Annotated in this window: 15 protein-coding genes; 11 read left to right on the top strand and 4 right to left on the bottom strand. The window is 72.4% G+C overall.

What is annotated here, in order from left to right:
- Positions 1 to 32: 32 nt before the first annotated feature.
- From ABTZ91_RS05315 to rfbB, 3 genes are read right to left on the bottom strand one after another with little or no spacing between them, the layout of a single operon-like run.
- On the bottom strand, positions 33 to 1,307 hold the full coding sequence (locus ABTZ91_RS05315) for a hypothetical protein (protein WP_352075783.1): 1,275 nt from the start codon (positions 1,305 to 1,307) through the stop codon (positions 33 to 35).
- Complete coding sequence (rfbD, locus tag ABTZ91_RS05310) at positions 1,304 to 2,221, bottom strand: dTDP-4-dehydrorhamnose reductase (RefSeq protein ID WP_352075782.1); 918 nt, start codon at positions 2,219 to 2,221, stop codon at positions 1,304 to 1,306. Before rfbD ends, ABTZ91_RS05315 begins: the two co-directional genes overlap by 4 nt.
- Positions 2,218 to 3,207, bottom strand: a complete 990-nt coding sequence (gene rfbB / locus ABTZ91_RS05305) for a dTDP-glucose 4,6-dehydratase (RefSeq protein ID WP_352075781.1) — start codon at positions 3,205 to 3,207, stop codon at positions 2,218 to 2,220. The genes rfbD and rfbB overlap by 4 nt, the downstream gene beginning before the upstream one ends.
- Positions 3,208 to 3,379: 172 nt before the next feature.
- On the opposite strand from rfbB, the gene rfbA reads away from it, so the two are divergent.
- The 8 genes from rfbA to ABTZ91_RS05265 all read left to right on the top strand — a co-directional run bounded on the left by rfbA (position 3,380) and on the right by ABTZ91_RS05265 (position 11,496).
- Positions 3,380 to 4,258: a glucose-1-phosphate thymidylyltransferase RfbA gene (gene rfbA, locus ABTZ91_RS05300; protein WP_352075780.1), complete on the top strand. Its 879-nt coding sequence runs from the start codon at positions 3,380 to 3,382 to the stop codon at positions 4,256 to 4,258.
- A gap of 19 nt (positions 4,259 to 4,277) precedes the next feature.
- Positions 4,278 to 4,883, top strand: coding sequence for a dTDP-4-dehydrorhamnose 3,5-epimerase (gene rfbC, locus ABTZ91_RS05295; protein ID WP_352075779.1), 606 nt, complete (start codon positions 4,278 to 4,280; stop codon positions 4,881 to 4,883).
- A 256-nt stretch (positions 4,884 to 5,139) separates the two neighbouring features.
- Positions 5,140 to 6,129, top strand: a complete 990-nt coding sequence (gene galE / locus ABTZ91_RS05290; RefSeq protein ID WP_352075778.1) for a UDP-glucose 4-epimerase GalE — start codon at positions 5,140 to 5,142, stop codon at positions 6,127 to 6,129.
- Between the two features lie 96 nt (positions 6,130 to 6,225).
- Complete coding sequence (gene proB / locus ABTZ91_RS05285) at positions 6,226 to 7,347, top strand: glutamate 5-kinase (protein WP_352075777.1); 1,122 nt, start codon at positions 6,226 to 6,228, stop codon at positions 7,345 to 7,347.
- A gap of 238 nt (positions 7,348 to 7,585) precedes the next feature.
- Positions 7,586 to 8,065, top strand: a complete 480-nt coding sequence (locus tag ABTZ91_RS05280) for a hypothetical protein (RefSeq protein ID WP_352075776.1) — start codon at positions 7,586 to 7,588, stop codon at positions 8,063 to 8,065.
- Between the two features lie 234 nt (positions 8,066 to 8,299).
- Positions 8,300 to 9,583, top strand: coding sequence for a glutamate-5-semialdehyde dehydrogenase (locus tag ABTZ91_RS05275; protein WP_352075775.1), 1,284 nt, complete (start codon positions 8,300 to 8,302; stop codon positions 9,581 to 9,583).
- Positions 9,584 to 9,671: 88 nt separating this feature from the next.
- Entirely contained in the window at positions 9,672 to 10,220 is a 549-nt protein-coding gene (locus ABTZ91_RS05270; protein ID WP_352075774.1) for a hypothetical protein, read from the top strand.
- Between the two features lie 193 nt (positions 10,221 to 10,413).
- Complete coding sequence (locus ABTZ91_RS05265; RefSeq protein ID WP_352075773.1) at positions 10,414 to 11,496, top strand: hypothetical protein; 1,083 nt, start codon at positions 10,414 to 10,416, stop codon at positions 11,494 to 11,496.
- Here the strand turns inward: ABTZ91_RS05265 and ABTZ91_RS05260 are convergent.
- Complete coding sequence (locus tag ABTZ91_RS05260; RefSeq protein WP_352075772.1) at positions 11,481 to 12,632, bottom strand: M48 family metallopeptidase; 1,152 nt, start codon at positions 12,630 to 12,632, stop codon at positions 11,481 to 11,483. The genes ABTZ91_RS05265 and ABTZ91_RS05260 overlap by 16 nt on opposite strands.
- 128 nt (positions 12,633 to 12,760) lie before the next feature.
- Between ABTZ91_RS05260 and ABTZ91_RS05255 the strand changes: the two genes are divergently transcribed.
- The 3 genes from ABTZ91_RS05255 (at position 12,761) to nadD (ending at position 13,997) form a co-directional block, all read left to right on the top strand.
- Positions 12,761 to 13,072, top strand: a complete 312-nt coding sequence (locus ABTZ91_RS05255; RefSeq protein ID WP_352076058.1) for a hypothetical protein — start codon at positions 12,761 to 12,763, stop codon at positions 13,070 to 13,072.
- An 82-nt stretch (positions 13,073 to 13,154) separates the two neighbouring features.
- A complete protein-coding gene (locus ABTZ91_RS05250; protein ID WP_352075771.1) occupies positions 13,155 to 13,322 on the top strand; it encodes a hypothetical protein in 168 nt (55 codons plus the stop codon).
- A 54-nt stretch (positions 13,323 to 13,376) separates the two neighbouring features.
- Positions 13,377 to 13,997 carry a nicotinate-nucleotide adenylyltransferase gene (nadD, locus tag ABTZ91_RS05245; protein ID WP_352075770.1) on the top strand — a complete coding sequence of 207 codons (621 nt, stop codon included), beginning with the start codon at positions 13,377 to 13,379 and terminating at the stop codon, positions 13,995 to 13,997.
- The last annotated feature ends 14 nt before the right edge of the window (positions 13,998 to 14,011 follow it).

The raw sequence follows: 14,011 nt of genomic DNA, 5'->3' as shown, positions 1-14,011 counted from the left end.
GAAATCGATCACGGAGAGTGAGGGAATGAAGATCATTCCGATGAGTGCACCGAACGGTAGACTACACGAGAGCGAAGAACGAGCATCATGACGGTGACCACGGCGAGTGACCCCACCGCATAGGCGATCTCGACCCGGCCGCGCAGCTCCAGCGGGCTCAGAGTGACGGCCACGAGCGCCGCCGTACCCACGGTCCACGCCATCAGCTGCTGCCGCGCGGCACCGCTGGTGAGCAGCGCCTGACCGAGCACCATCGCCAGCATGTACAGCGTCGTGCCGAGCGAGAGCCACATGAAGTCGAGCGGTCCGAGCACGTCGGGGGAGTTGAACAGCACCGGCAGCAGGACGGGGCCGAGCGCGACCGCTCCGACACCGAAGGCCACGCCGAGGCCCGCCGTCATCGCCGAGGCCCGCAGCAGCAGCCGCCGGTAACCGCGGGTGTCCCCCTCCGCCTGCGCGGTCGACAGACCGGCGAGCAGCGACGCCTGGAAGGCGCCGAACGCGAACAGCGGCACGCGCGCGAGGACCAGCGCCGACAGCAGGGCCGCCACCAGGGCGCTGTCGTCCGTGGCGATCAGCTTGGTGCTGACCACCGCGACATTGACCAGGACCTGCGCCAGCAGGGTGGAACCGACCAGCAGTCCCAGGTGCTCGATGAGCTCCCGCCACTCGGCCGTCGTCCCGCCCCGCGCGCCGCGCAGCACCGGCGGCAGGGTGACCAGCACGGCGATCAGCGGCGCGGCGGTCATCACGGCGGCGAACACGAACGACGACGAGACGCCGACGAGCGCGAGGACCACCGACAGCACGATCCGCAGCAGCCCGTCGAGACCCAGCTGGAGTCCGTACACCTCGAAGCGGCCGAGCCCGGCCAGGACGCCACGGGTCAGATGGGCGAGGGCGAGCGCCGTGAAGGCACCGCCGAGCGCCAGCACCAGGCTCCGGTCGCCGTGGAAGAAGAGGTCGGCGAGCGGCCCGGCGAACAGCGCCAGCGGCACCAGCACCACGGCCAGCAGCCCGCCGGCGAGCACCGCCCCGCGCCGCAGCACGGGAAGGGCGCCGTCACCGGCGACGACCCGGGCGGCCACCACCCGGGTGACCTCCTGCTCGACCGGGAAGAAGAGGCCGAGCCCGACGGAGGCGACGACCGTCCACAGGACCGAGAAGCTCGCCATGTCGTCGACGGACAGCGAGTGGCCGGCCGCCGCGAGATGGACGTAGTTGGCGCCGCCGAGCAGCGCGGTGCCGATGCCCACGAAGGCGGCACCGCGCGGCAGGGCGGTGGTGATGCGGTCGAGCAGGGTCACGCGCCGGACCGTCCGCCCGGCGCCATCGTCTTCAGGGCCTCCGCGAGCTGCTCGCGCCAGTGCGGCTGCACCGCCACGCCCGCCTCGGCCCAGCGCTCGTGCGCGAGGACGCTGTAGGAGGGGCGGCGCGCGGGGCGTACGAACTTCTCCGACGTGGTCGGCCGCACCCGCTCCGGGTCGAGGCCGGTCAGCTCGAAGGCCGCCCGGGCCAGGTCGAACCAGGTCGCCGTCTCCGAGGCCGTGCCGTGGTAGACACCCGCCGGGGCCCGGCCCGCGACGGCCGCCTCGCCCAGGTCCCGCAGCTGGCGGGCGAGCGCACGGGTCCAGGTCGGCTGACCGCGCTGGTCGTCGACGACGTCGACCGTCTCGCGCTGCTCGGCCAGGCCCAGCATGGTCGACACGAAGTTGCGGCCGTGCGCGCCGTACAGCCAGGCGGTGCGCACCACATAGCCGCGCTCCGGCAGCAGCTCGGCGACCGCCCGCTCACCGGCCAGCTTGCTGCGGCCGTACGCGTTCACCGGGGAGGTGGCGGCGTCGTGCGGGTACGGCTCGGTGGCGTCGCCCGGGAAGACGTAGTCGGTGGAGACCTGGAGCAGCACGGCGCCGCTGTCGGCGCAGGCCGCGGCGAGGGCGCGCGGACCGTCCCCGTTGATCCGGGTGGCCGCGGCCTCCTCGGTCTCGGCGCCGTCGACGTCGGTCCACGCGGCCGCGTTGACGACCACGTCGTGGCCGGCGACGGCGGCCCGGACGGCCTCGGCGTCGGTGATGTCGAGGTCCTTGCGGGTGAGCGCGGTGACGTCCGCGCCGGCCTCGGCCAGGACCTCGGCGAGGTCGCGGCCGAGCATGCCGGCGGCGCCGGTGATCAGCCAGCGGGCCGGCGAGGACGGGGCGCCGGTGTGCTGCTCGGTGCTCATGCGGACAGCGCCGCCTTCGCCTTCAGCGGCTCCCACCAGGCGCGGTTGTCGCGGTACCACTGGACGGTGTCGGCGAGGCCCTGCTCGAAGGAGACGAGCGGGGTGTAGCCGAGCTCGTTCCGGATCTTCTCGATCGACAGGGAGTAGCGCAGGTCGTGGCCCTTGCGGTCCTCGACGTGCTCGACCATGTCCCAGCCCGCGCCGCAGGCCTCGAGGAGCAGGCCGGTGAGCTCCTTGTTGGTGACCTCGGTGCCGCCGCCGATGTGGTAGACCTCACCGGCGCGGCCGCCGCGCAGCACCATCTCGATGCCCCGGCAGTGGTCCGAGACGTGCAGCCAGTCGCGCACGTTCAGGCCCTCGCCGTACAGCGGCACCTTCTTCCCGTCCAGCAGGTTCGTGGTGAACAGCGGGATCATCTTCTCGGGGAAGTGGTACTGCCCGTAGTTGTTGGAGCAGCGCGTCACCACGACGTCCATGCCGTGGGTGCGGTGGTACGACAGGGCCAGCAGGTCCGAGCCGGCCTTGGAGGCGGAGTACGGGGAGTTCGGCGCGAGCGGCCAGTCCTCGGTCCACGAGCCCTCGGCGATGGAGCCGTAGACCTCGTCGGTGGAGACGTGCACGAACCGGCCAACGCCGTGGCGCTTGGCGGCGTCCAGGAGGACCTGGGTGCCGAGCACGTTCGTCGTCACGAACGGCGAGGAGTCGAGGATCGAGCGGTCCACGTGGGACTCGGCGGCGAAGTGCACGACCGCGTCCTGCCCGCGCATCACCTCGTCGACGACTCCGTGGTCGCGGATGTCGCCGCGGACGAAGGAGTAGCCGGGCCGGTCCGCCACCGGGGCGAGATTGGCCTCGTTGCCCGAATAGGTGAGGTTGTCCAGGACGGTGACCTGGGCACCCTCGCCCGAGGGCAGCTCTCCCAAGAGCAGTGCCCGCACGAACTGTGAACCGATGAACCCGGCGCCGCCGGTGACGAGAATCCTCATAAGGGGCCTCATTCTATGGGTTCCGCTTCCGGCGCCCGTTCCCCCGGTCCGTTCCCGAGTCCGTCGCCCCGTCGTTCGCGCCGCCGTTCGTGACCGTTCTCACGGCGGGCGCCCGACGGCCCGCCGCCCGGGTGGCGGGCGGCCCCGCGGGCCTGCCGTAGGCTGCGTGCCCATGCGTGGAATTTTGCTCGCCGGTGGTACCGGCTCCCGACTGTGGCCGATCACCCGGGCCGTGTCGAAGCAGCTGATGCCGGTCTTCGACAAGCCGATGATCTATTACCCCCTGTCGACCCTCGTGATGGCGGGGCTCCGGGAGATTCTGATCATCACGGGCCCCGAGGAGCGCCCGCAGTTCGAGCGGCTTCTGGGCGACGGGTCCGATTTCGGTCTCGACATCCAGTTCGCCACTCAGGATCACCCGAACGGAATTGCCGAGGCATTCGTCATCGGTGAGGAATTCATCGGCGACCAGCCCGTGGCGCTGATCCTCGGCGACAACATCTTCCACGGCGTCGGCCTCGGCCGGCAGCTCGCCCGGTACAGCGAGCCCGAGGGCGGCGTCGTCTTCGCCCACGCCGTCTCCGACCCCACCGCCTACGGCGTCGTCGACTTCGACGAGCAGGGCCGCGCCCGCTCCATCGAGGAGAAGCCGAAGAACCCGAAGTCCCGCTACGCGGTGCCGGGCCTCTACTTCTACGACAGCCGGGTCGTCGAGATCGCCAAGGGCCTGAAGCCCAGCGACCGCGGCGAGCTGGAGATCACCGACGTCAACAAGTACTACCTCGACCGCGGCGAGCTCCAGGTCTCGGTCCTCGACCGCGGCACCGTCTGGCTGGACACCGGCACCTTCCAGTCCCTCGTCCAGGCCTCCGAGTACGTCCGCGTGGTCGAGGAGCGGCAGGGCATGAAGATCGGCTGCCTGGAGGAGGCCGCCTGGCGCGCCGGCTTCATCGACGACGCGCACCTGCGCGCCCTCGCCGAGCCGCTGACCAAGAGCGGTTACGGCGACTACCTGCTGAACCTGCTCGCGTACGAGGCCGAGAAGGCCTGAGAGAGGACGGATCGGTCCCATGAAGGTCAACCCGCTGGGCATCGAGGGTGCCTGGGAGTTCGTCCCGCAGCAGCACGGTGACGCCCGAGGCCTGTTCCTCGAGTGGTACAAGGCCGACGCGCTGGCCGAGGCCGTCGGGCACCCGCTCGGCCTGAAGCAGGGCAACCTGTCGGTGTCCGCCGCCGGGGTCGTGCGCGGCATCCACTTCGCCGACGTCCCGCCCGGCCAGGCCAAGTACGTGACGTGCGTGCGCGGCGCCGTGCTCGACATCATCGTGGACGTCCGGGTCGGCTCGCCGACCTTCGGCCGCTGGGAGGCCGTGCGCCTCGACGACAAGGACCGCAAGGCGGTCTACCTCTCCGAGGGCCTCGGCCACGGCTTCTGCGCGCTCACCGACGACGCCACCGTCACCTACCTCTGCTCCGAGGGCTACGCCCCGCAGCGCGAGCGCACGGTCTACCCGCTCGACCCGGAGATCGGCATCGAATGGCCGGTCGACGGCGAGCCCGAACTCTCGGCGAAGGACGCCCAGGGCCCGACCCTGGCCCAGGCCCGCGAGGCGGGGATCCTCCCGGTGTACGAGGAGTGCGTGGCGTTCCGCCGCTCGCTGGCGGACCGGGCCTGAGGCCCGGGCGCGCCCGGGGCCGGGCGCGGGTGCGGGTGCGGGCGCGGCGACCTGACGAGTCGGTTCCGGTCCCGGGCCCTCGCCGGGGTACGGTCCGGGGTCCTGCCCGGTCCCGGCCGGGACCCCCGTACTGGTCCCCGCCCGGTTCGGGTTCGGCCAGGGGCGCCGGGATCCTGCCGGTCCCGGCGCGGGACCCCCGTACTGGTCCCCGCCCGGTTCGGGCGGTGCCCCGGCCCGTTCGGGTTAGGCTGCCCGAATGACGTGGCTCATCACCGGCGGCGCCGGTTACATCGGTTCCCATGTCGTCAAGTCCATGACCGAGGCCGGTGAGCGGGTGGTCGTCCTCGACGACCTCTCCACCGGCGATCCGGCCAGGGTCCCGGCCGGCGTCCCGCTGGAGCGCGGCAGCGTCCTCGACCGGCCCTTCCTCGACCGGGTCCTGCGCGACCACGCGGTCCGCGGCATCGTCCACCTCGCCGCGAAGAAGGCCGTCGGCGAGTCCGTCGAGCGCCCGCTCCTCTACTACCGCGAGAACGTCAGCGGCCTCCAGGTCCTGCTCGAAGCGGCCGCCGACGCCGGCGTGACCGGCTTCGTCTTCTCCTCCTCCGCCTCCGTGTACGGCATGCCCGACACCGATCTGGTGACCGAGGACACCCCGTGCGCGCCCCTCAGCCCGTACGGCGAGACGAAGGTCACGGGCGAGTGGATGGTCCGCTCCGCCGGCCGCGCGCACGGCATGGCCACCGCGTGTCTGCGCTACTTCAACGTGGCCGGCACCGCCGCGCCCGAGCTCGCCGACACCGGTGTCTTCAACCTCGTCCCCATGGTCTTCCAGCGCCTCGACGCCGGACTGCCGCCGCTGATCTTCGGCGACGACTACGCGACCCCCGACGGCACCTGCGTCCGCGACTACATCCACGTCGACGACCTCGCCGAAGCCCACCTGGCCACCGCGCGCCGGCTCACCGAGTCCGCCGCCGCGGGCGACTTCCGCGACCTCACCCTCAACATCGGCCGCGGCGAGGGCGTCTCCGTACGGGAGATGATCGACCTGGTCCGCGAGGTCACCGGCCGGACCGTCGAGCCCGAGGTCGTCGCCCGGCGCCCCGGCGACCCGGCGAAGGTCGTCGCCTCCGCCGAACGGAGCGCCGCCGAGCTGGGCTGGAAGGCCCGCCACGACGTGCGTTCCATGATCGCCTCGGCCTGGCAGGCACACACCGCAAGCGCTGTCCAGCCGGCGGAATAGACGGGCGGCGCCCGGCGCCGCTCGCGTAGATTGCCTGCCGAGCGAGCGCACGGGCGCGAGAGCACGACCGAGAGCATGACGGCGAGGACGACGCAGGTGACACAGGCCAGGCAGTACGTGACGGAAGCCCGCAGGATCGTGGTGAAGGTCGGCTCGTCCTCGCTGACCACCGCCTCCGGCGGCCTCGACGCCGACCGCGTCGACGCCCTCGTGGACGTCCTCGCCAAGGTCCGCAGCGGTGGCGAGAAGGAGATCGTCCTGGTCTCCTCCGGCGCCATCGCCGCGGGTCTCGCACCGCTCGGCCTCACCCGCCGCCCCAAGGACCTCGCCCGGCAGCAGGCCGCCGCCAGCGTCGGCCAGGGCCTGCTCGTCGCCCGCTACACCGCCTCCTTCGCCCGGTACGGCATCCGCGTCGGCCAGGTCCTGCTCACCACGGACGACACCAGCCGCCGCGCCCACTACCGCAACGCCTACCGCACCCTCGACCAGCTGCTCGCCATGGGCGCCCTGCCGGTCGTCAACGAGAACGACACCGTCGCCACCGACGAGATCCGCTTCGGCGACAACGACCGGCTCGCCGCCCTCGTCGCCCACCTCGTCCGCGCGGACCTGCTCGTCCTCCTCTCCGACGTGGACGGGCTCTACGACGGGGACCCGTCCAAGCCCGGCACCTCGCGGATCGCCGAGGTCACTGGTCCCGACGACATCGCCCACGTCGAGATCGGCTCGGCCGGCAAGGCGGGCGTCGGCACCGGCGGCATGGTCACCAAGGTCGAGGCGGCCCGGATCGCGGCCGCCGCCGGCATCCCCGTGGTCCTCACCTCCGCCAGCCGCGCCGCCGACGCCCTCGCGGGCCGCGACACCGGCACGTACTTCCACCGCACCGGCCGCCGTTCCGCCGACCGGCTCCTGTGGCTCGCCCACGCCTCGACCCCGCAGGGCGCGCTGACCCTCGACGACGGGGCCGTGCGGGCCGTGGTGGAGGGCAAGAAGTCACTGCTCGCGGCTGGTATCGCCGCCGTGGAGGGGGAGTTCACCGCCGGCGACCCGGTGGAGCTGCGGGACACCGACGGCCGCGCCGTCGCCCGCGGGCTCGTCAACTTCGACGCCAAGGAGATTCCCCGGCTGCTCGGCCGCTCCACCCACGACCTGGCACGCGAACTCGGCCCGGAGTACGAGCGCGAGGTCGTGCACCGCGACGACCTGGTCGTGATGTGACCCGCGTGCGGTCACCCGCACGCACGCGAACCGCACGCATGTGCCCCGTGCCCATGTGAACCGAAACGGCTGAAACTCTGGTCATCCGGTAGGGACCTTTACCAAAACCGCCCCATGCGCCGCCGCGGGCTGGTCAACTTTCTCTCGGGGGCACGGAGAGGGCGGGGACGACAGCACGCGCAGTACACGCAGCAGCATGCAGCAGCACGCAGCACAGGCATCACACAGGAGGCCGCCGGTGAGACGAGCGCGCCCAGGGGCACTGCCCCGCGGGACGGCCGAACGCGCCCTGACGAGCGTCGAGGCCGGAGCCGATTTCGACGAGTACGAGCAGGACGTGCCCGAGCAGACGGACGGGAGGACCCCCGAGCGGGAGCTGTCCAAGCTCTGGCACATCACCCTCAGCGTCTCCGGAGCGGAGGCCCCGCTGCAGGAGGTGCGCCGTGCCCTGGAGCAGCTGGCCCACGACCACCCCTTCCTGCTGACCAGCCGCTATGCCAACGACCACGCCGAGATCCGCTACTGGGAGGAGGCCCGCGACCTCCACGACGCGGCGGCCGTCGCCCTGCGGCTGTGGGGCGAGCACCGGCAGAGCGCCAAGCTGCCGCCCTGGGAGATCGTCGGCCTGGAGGTCATCGACCGGGAGACCTACCACCAGCGCGTCGCCGAGGGCTACGGCCCGCCGCCGGCCGCCCCGGTCGGCGTCCACCCGTACTGACGGGCCCCTGACGGGCGCCGTGCCGGCCGCCCCCGGGGCCCTGGCGCGGCCGGGAGCGCCCGGGAGCTCGGCGGGGACGTCTCGCAGTGCGGGACGGCCCGGGGTCCGCGCCCAGGAGCTCGGCCGGGAGCACACGCGGGAGCTCGGCCGGGAGCTCGGCCCGGACGTCTCGCAGTGCGGGACGGCGATGAGATACGTGAGGGATGTCCGCAGTGGTGCCAGTACCCTGCGGACATGACCTCGCTCATGCCCTTCGACAACATGTCCCCGGTCACCCAGGCCGCCTACCGGGCCCGCGCCGCCGCCGCCGAAGTCGCGCCACTCCCGCGCGCGACGAAGGACGACGCCCTGCTGGCGATCGCGGACGCCCTGGAGGTCCGCACGGCCGAGATCGTCGAGGCCAACGCCGAGGACATCGCCCGCGCCCGGGAGGCCGGCACCAGCGAGGCCATCATCGACCGGCTCACCCTCACCCCCGAGCGGGTGCGGGCCATCGCCGCCGACGTCCGGCACGTCGCAGCCCTGCCCGACCCGGTCGGCGAGGTCGTCCGCGGCTCGACCCTCCCCAACGGCATCGACCTGCGCCAGATCCGCGTCCCGCTCGGCGTCGTCGGCATCATCTACGAGGCCCGGCCCAACGTCACCGTCGACGCCGCCGCCCTCTGCCTCAAGTCCGGCAACGCCGTCCTGCTGCGCGGCTCCTCCTCCGCGTACTCCTCCAACACCGCCCTGGTGAAGGTCCTGCGCGACGCCGTCGGCGGCGCCGGACTGCCCGCCGACGCCATCCAGCTCGTACCCGGCGAGTCCCGCGACTCGGTACGCGAGCTGATGCGCGCCCGCGGACTCGTCGACGTCCTCATCCCGCGCGGCGGCGCCTCGCTGATCAAGACCGTCGTCGAGGAGTCCACCGTCCCGGTCATCGAGACCGGCACCGGCAACTGCCACGTCTACGTGGACGCCGAGGCCGACCTCGACATGGCCGTCGACATCCTGATCAACTCCAAGGCCCACCGGGTCAGCGTCTGCAACGCCGCCGAGACCCTCCTGGTCCACCAGGACATCGCCGACGCCTTCCTGCCGCGCGCCCTGGACGCCCTGGCGGAGGCCGGCGTCACCGTCCACGCCGACGAGCGGGTCCTCGCCCACGCCGAGGGCGGCAAGGCCACCGTCGTCCCTGCCACGCCCGAGGACTGGGAGACCGAGTACCTCTCCTACGACATCGCCGCCGCCGTGGTCGACTCCCTCGACAAGGCCGTCGAGCACATCCGGCTCTGGTCCTCCGGCCACACCGAGGCCATCGTCACCACCTCCCAGGCCGCGGCCCGCCGATTCACCCAGCTCGTCGACTCGACCACCGTCGCCGTGAACGCCTCCACCCGCTTCACGGACGGCGGACAGTTCGGCTTCGGCGCCGAGATCGGGATCTCCACCCAGAAGCTGCACGCCCGCGGCCCCATGGGCCTTCCCGAGCTCACCTCCACCAAGTACATCGTGACCGGCGACGGTCACGTCCGGTAACCGACACCCCCTTCCGGGTGCCGGCCGAGGGCAGGGACAGTTCGCGCTCTCCCTGCCCAAAACCCCCTTCCCGGTCTACTCTGAACCCGTGCCGGACGACGTGGGGGGCAGGCCGTTTCAGGACGGCGGAGACCCCGAGGACTCTGTCGACCGCGGAGGCGCCGACGAGGATTTCGCCACCGTGGTCTTCGACGAGGACTTCGTACGGGCCGCCGAGATCCACGAGCCGACCGCCGTCGAACGGCTGCTCGCCGCCGCCCAGGCCCGCGCCGAGGCCGAGGCCGCCCGCGCCCGGGCCGTCGCGGGGCTCGCGGACGACGATCCCTACGACGACGGCCACGACCGCGGCCGCTTCGCCGACGGCGACGACCCGGACGACGAGGACGACGACTTCGGCCCGTACGGCCCCCACGGCGGCGCCCTGCGCCCCTACCGCGGCACCGCCCGCTGGCACCGCCCGGTCGCCTGGGTGCTCGCCCTGCTGATGGGTGTCGGCATGGTGGCCCTCGCGTTCAGCGCGGTCTACCGGGGCGCCTCCGCCAACCGCCAGGACCGCATCCCCGCCCCGCCGGCCACCACCGGCGTCGACAAGCCCCGTGTGGCCCCCTCCGCGGCCACCGTCCCCGGCGCCCGCTAGACCAAGCCCCCGGCGCCTTGCTGGACCAAGCCCTCGACGCCCGCTGGGCCAGGCCCCCGGCGCCCGCTGGACCAGGCCCCCGACGGCCCCGCTCAGGCCCTTCGCCCGTTCGCCGCAACGGGCGTCCGAAATCTTCCGAAGTTGTCGTGTACCTGGGCGTTTACCGGGACCTCCGCCGACCTACCCTGAAGGTATGGCAGGCCGTGGCGACCCGCCTGAGGGGACGCCCGACGGTGTCCCCGGCGGTGAGGACGAGTACCGATCCGTCGTCTTCGACGAGGCGTTCGTCCGCGCTGCCCGGCTCCAGGAGTTCTCCGCCCAGGAACGTATGGGAGAGCACGCCCAGGCCGTCCGCCCCCTCCCCGGCGCGGAACCCCGCGGCGGCGGGTCCCGGCAGGCCCTGCTCCTCGTCCTGCTGATCCTGCTGGCCTTCGGCACAGCCGTCTACCTCGGCGTCCGCAACCCCTACCAGCCCCCCGTCGACCAGCCGGCCGAAGCACTGCGCACCACCCTGGTCCCGCTCGCCCCCCAGGGCCCGGTACCGGGCGGCGAACCCGCCCGGCTCTTCGCCCGCAGCCCCGCCGCCGAGCAGCGCACCGGCGCCGCCGGCATCACCCTCCCCCCGACCGGCCGCACCGGTCACTTCTCCGAGAACCAGGTGATGACCGCCCTCGGCATCGCCAAGGACTACCTGGTCGCCTCCTCCCTCGCACCCGACGTCCTGGCCGGCGTCACCGTGCGCCCGCCCCGCCTGCTCGTCGACCCGGACCAGCAGGAACAGTTCGACCGAAGCGTCGAATCCCCCCGGGACGACGGCCGGCACGCCGTCTCCGGCTGGCTGGTCCGCTTCGACCCGCGGCGCGTCGCGCTCGCCGACCCTGCCGTCCGCGTCCAGGGCACCCTCCGCTTCGCGGAGGTCACCACCGATCTCCTGGAGGTCACCGCGGACCACACCTTCACCTACGCCGTCCGCCCCGCCACCTCCGGCAGCGGCCCGGCTCCGCAGGCCTCGCTGTTCACCGTCCACCGCGAGCTGCGCTTCCGCTTCGACCGTGAGGACCTGCGGATGCACCGCGCCGAACTGGTCACCAGCACCGTCCGGGCCGGCCCGCAGTCCTGCGGCGCCGACACCACCGGCGCGCTGCGCCCGCTGCTCGCCGGCGAACGGGCCGCCGACCGCGACCGGCAGCCGGTCACCGACCCGTACGCCACGGACCGGGCGACCACCGCCGCGCTCTGCGGCACCCTCGCACCCGGCGCTCAGCCCTCGCTCTGACCCCGCTCGCCGGTCCCGTCGCCACCGGCCGAGCCGCTGTCGTCGGAACCGCCCTGCGACCCCTTGGCGCCCTGGCCGCCCGTGCCCGTGCCGTTGCCGCCGTTCCCGCCGCCGAAGCGGCCGAACAGCTTCCCGCCCAGATCGCCCGCGAGATCCCCGGCGCCACCGGCTATGTCGGTGACCAGCTTCATCAGCGGATCCTTGCTGCTGCGCACCGACTCCGCGTAGTGCCGCCCGGACTCGCGGAAGGAGTCGGTCACCGAGGTGTCCTTGTCCTCCGTGCGCTTCGGGTAGTGACCGTCCATGATCCGCTGGTAGTCACGGGTCTCCGACCACTTCTTCAGCTCGGCGGCGCGCACCGTGGTGAAGGGGTGCGAGCGCGGCAGCACGTTCAGGATCTTCAGCACGGAGTCGCGCAGGTCGCCGCCCTTCTCGTACTCGTCGGCCTGGGCGAGGAAGGCGTCCACGTTCATCTCGTGGAGGTGGTTGCCGCCCGCGATCTTCATCAGCCCGCGCATCGAGGCCTGCAGGTCCTGGCCCACGAGGAGCCCCGCCCGGTCGGCCGACAGCTCCGACTTGCGGAACCACTCGCGCAGCGCGGTGACGATCGCCATGACCGCCACGTTCCCCAGCGGGATCCAGGCGACCTTCAGTGCCAGGCTGGTGAGGAAGAGCAGGACCGTCCGGTACACGGAGTGACCCGACAGCGCGTGGCCCACCTCGTGGCCGACGACCGCCCGCATCTCCTCCTCGTCGAGCAGCTCCACCAGACCGGTGGTGACCACGATGATCGGCTCGTCCAGGCCGATGCACATCGCGTTCGGCTTCGGGTCCTGCGTGACGTACATCGGCGGGACCTTCTCCAGGTCCAGGATGTAACAGGCGTCCCGCAGCATGTCGTTGAGGTGGGAGAACTGCGCGTCGCTCACCCGCACGGAGTCGGAGAGGAACAGCAGTCGCAGGCTGCGCTCGGGCAGCAGCCCGCTCAGCGCCTTGAACACGGTGTCGAAGCCGCTCAGCTTGCGCAGCGCGACCAGCGCCGAGCGGTCGGCCGGGTGCTCGTAGGCCCGCGAGGAGATGTCCGGGAAGCGCTTGCGCTGCCTGCCGGGCAGATTCCCCTGGTGGTTCTCGGTCATGGATGCCCCCTGTTCGTACGAGTCGGTGCTCGTCCCCCTGACGCAACCCAGCCTAGGGGAGGGGACTACCGTATGCCGGAGCCTGTGGATAACTCGGGCACCGTGGACAAGCAAGGAGCACCACCGCCATGACGGACACCGCGACCGCCGCCGTCACCGTCCTGCTCGCCGCGACGGAGGAGCAGGGCCCGGGCGACACGCTCCGGATCGCGCTCCTCGTCTCGATGGTGGGCGCGGTCCTCCTCGCGTGGTTCCTGCTGCGCGGCTACGGGAAGGGCGCGGACGGCGACGCGGGCAGCGGGGCGGAAGGTGACCGGGGCAGCGGTGCGGCCGGCGACCGGGGCAGCGGTGCGGCCGGCGGCCCGGAGCGTGGCCCGGACCACGTGGGGACGAAGCCCACGGACGGCCCCGCGGACGGTCACGGGGACGCCAACGCCTGAGTCGGCGTGAGCACGCCGCGACGTGCCGCATACGATGTGCGCGAAGTCTCGCTCCCATCCCCGATCGAAGGTCCTGCCGAAGATGAGCCTCCACGCCACCGCCGCCAACCTGGTCACGCTCGCCTCCGAGGGGGGCGCCGAGCACGGCGGCAACCACGACAGCCTCAACCCCTACGTCACCGGTTTCGGCTCCCTCGCCGCCCTGCTCCTGCTGCTGTGGATCACCACCCGGTTCAACCGCGACCGCTAGAGCCCGAAGGCCGCTGATCCGGCGTCCGCCGCCGTGCCAGTAGGCTCTGCACGCATGGGAGAGCAGGAAGTGCCTACTGGCGGTCGCGGCAAGCGCCGCCTCGGCGTGATGGGCGGAACGTTTGATCCGATCCACCACGGACACCTGGTGGCCGCCAGTGAGGTGGCCGCCCTGTTCCACCTCGACGAGGTGGTGTTCGTGCCGACCGGGCAGCCGTGGCAGAAGAGCCACAAGGCGGTCTCGGCGGCCGAGGACCGCTATCTGATGACGGTCATCGCCACCGCCTCCAACCCGCAGTTCTCCGTCAGCCGCATCGACATCGACCGGGGCGGCCCGACGTACACCATCGACACCCTGCGGGACCTGCGCTCCCTCAACACCGATTCGGACCTGTTCTTCATCACCGGCGCCGACGCGCTCTCGCAGATCCTCACCTGGCGCGACGCCGAGGAGCTGTTCGCGCTCGCCCATTTCATCGGCGTCACCCGACCGGGTCACGACCTCACCGACGACGGACTGCCCAAGGGCGGCGTGTCCCTGGTCGAGGTCCCCGCGCTCGCCATCTCCTCCACCGACTGCCGGGCACGGGTCGCACAGGGCGACCCGGTCTGGTATTTGGTCCCGGACGGTGTGGTGCGCTACATCGACAAGCGCCAGTTGTACCGCGGCGAGTGAGCCTCGGGGAGGGG

Origin of the sequence: Streptomyces sp. NPDC126499 (assembly GCF_040302485.1) — a bacterium.
GTDB lineage: Bacteria > Actinomycetota > Actinomycetes > Streptomycetales > Streptomycetaceae > Streptomyces.
Note: the sequence above shows the minus strand (reverse complement) of the source record. Positions and strands in the feature narration are given on the sequence as shown.

What these genes read in the sequence shown, in the direction of transcription:
- rfbD (WP_352075782.1), bottom strand. Translation starts at nt 2,221, where the DNA reads ATGAGCACCGAGCAGCACACCGGCGCCCCGTCCTCGCCGGCCCGCTGG.
- rfbB (WP_352075781.1), bottom strand. Translation starts at nt 3,207, where the DNA reads ATGAGGATTCTCGTCACCGGCGGCGCCGGGTTCATCGGTTCACAGTTC.
- rfbA (WP_352075780.1), top strand. Translation starts at nt 3,380, where the DNA reads ATGCGTGGAATTTTGCTCGCCGGTGGTACCGGCTCCCGACTGTGGCCG.
- rfbC (WP_352075779.1), top strand. Translation starts at nt 4,278, where the DNA reads ATGAAGGTCAACCCGCTGGGCATCGAGGGTGCCTGGGAGTTCGTCCCG.
- galE (WP_352075778.1), top strand. Translation starts at nt 5,140, where the DNA reads ATGACGTGGCTCATCACCGGCGGCGCCGGTTACATCGGTTCCCATGTC.
- ABTZ91_RS05275 (WP_352075775.1), top strand. Translation starts at nt 8,300, where the DNA reads ATGACCTCGCTCATGCCCTTCGACAACATGTCCCCGGTCACCCAGGCC.
- ABTZ91_RS05265 (WP_352075773.1), top strand. Translation starts at nt 10,414, where the DNA reads ATGGCAGGCCGTGGCGACCCGCCTGAGGGGACGCCCGACGGTGTCCCC.
- ABTZ91_RS05260 (WP_352075772.1), bottom strand. Translation starts at nt 12,632, where the DNA reads ATGACCGAGAACCACCAGGGGAATCTGCCCGGCAGGCAGCGCAAGCGC.
- ABTZ91_RS05255 (WP_352076058.1), top strand. Translation starts at nt 12,761, where the DNA reads ATGACGGACACCGCGACCGCCGCCGTCACCGTCCTGCTCGCCGCGACG.
- ABTZ91_RS05250 (WP_352075771.1), top strand. Translation starts at nt 13,155, where the DNA reads ATGAGCCTCCACGCCACCGCCGCCAACCTGGTCACGCTCGCCTCCGAG.
- nadD (WP_352075770.1), top strand. Translation starts at nt 13,377, where the DNA reads ATGGGAGAGCAGGAAGTGCCTACTGGCGGTCGCGGCAAGCGCCGCCTC.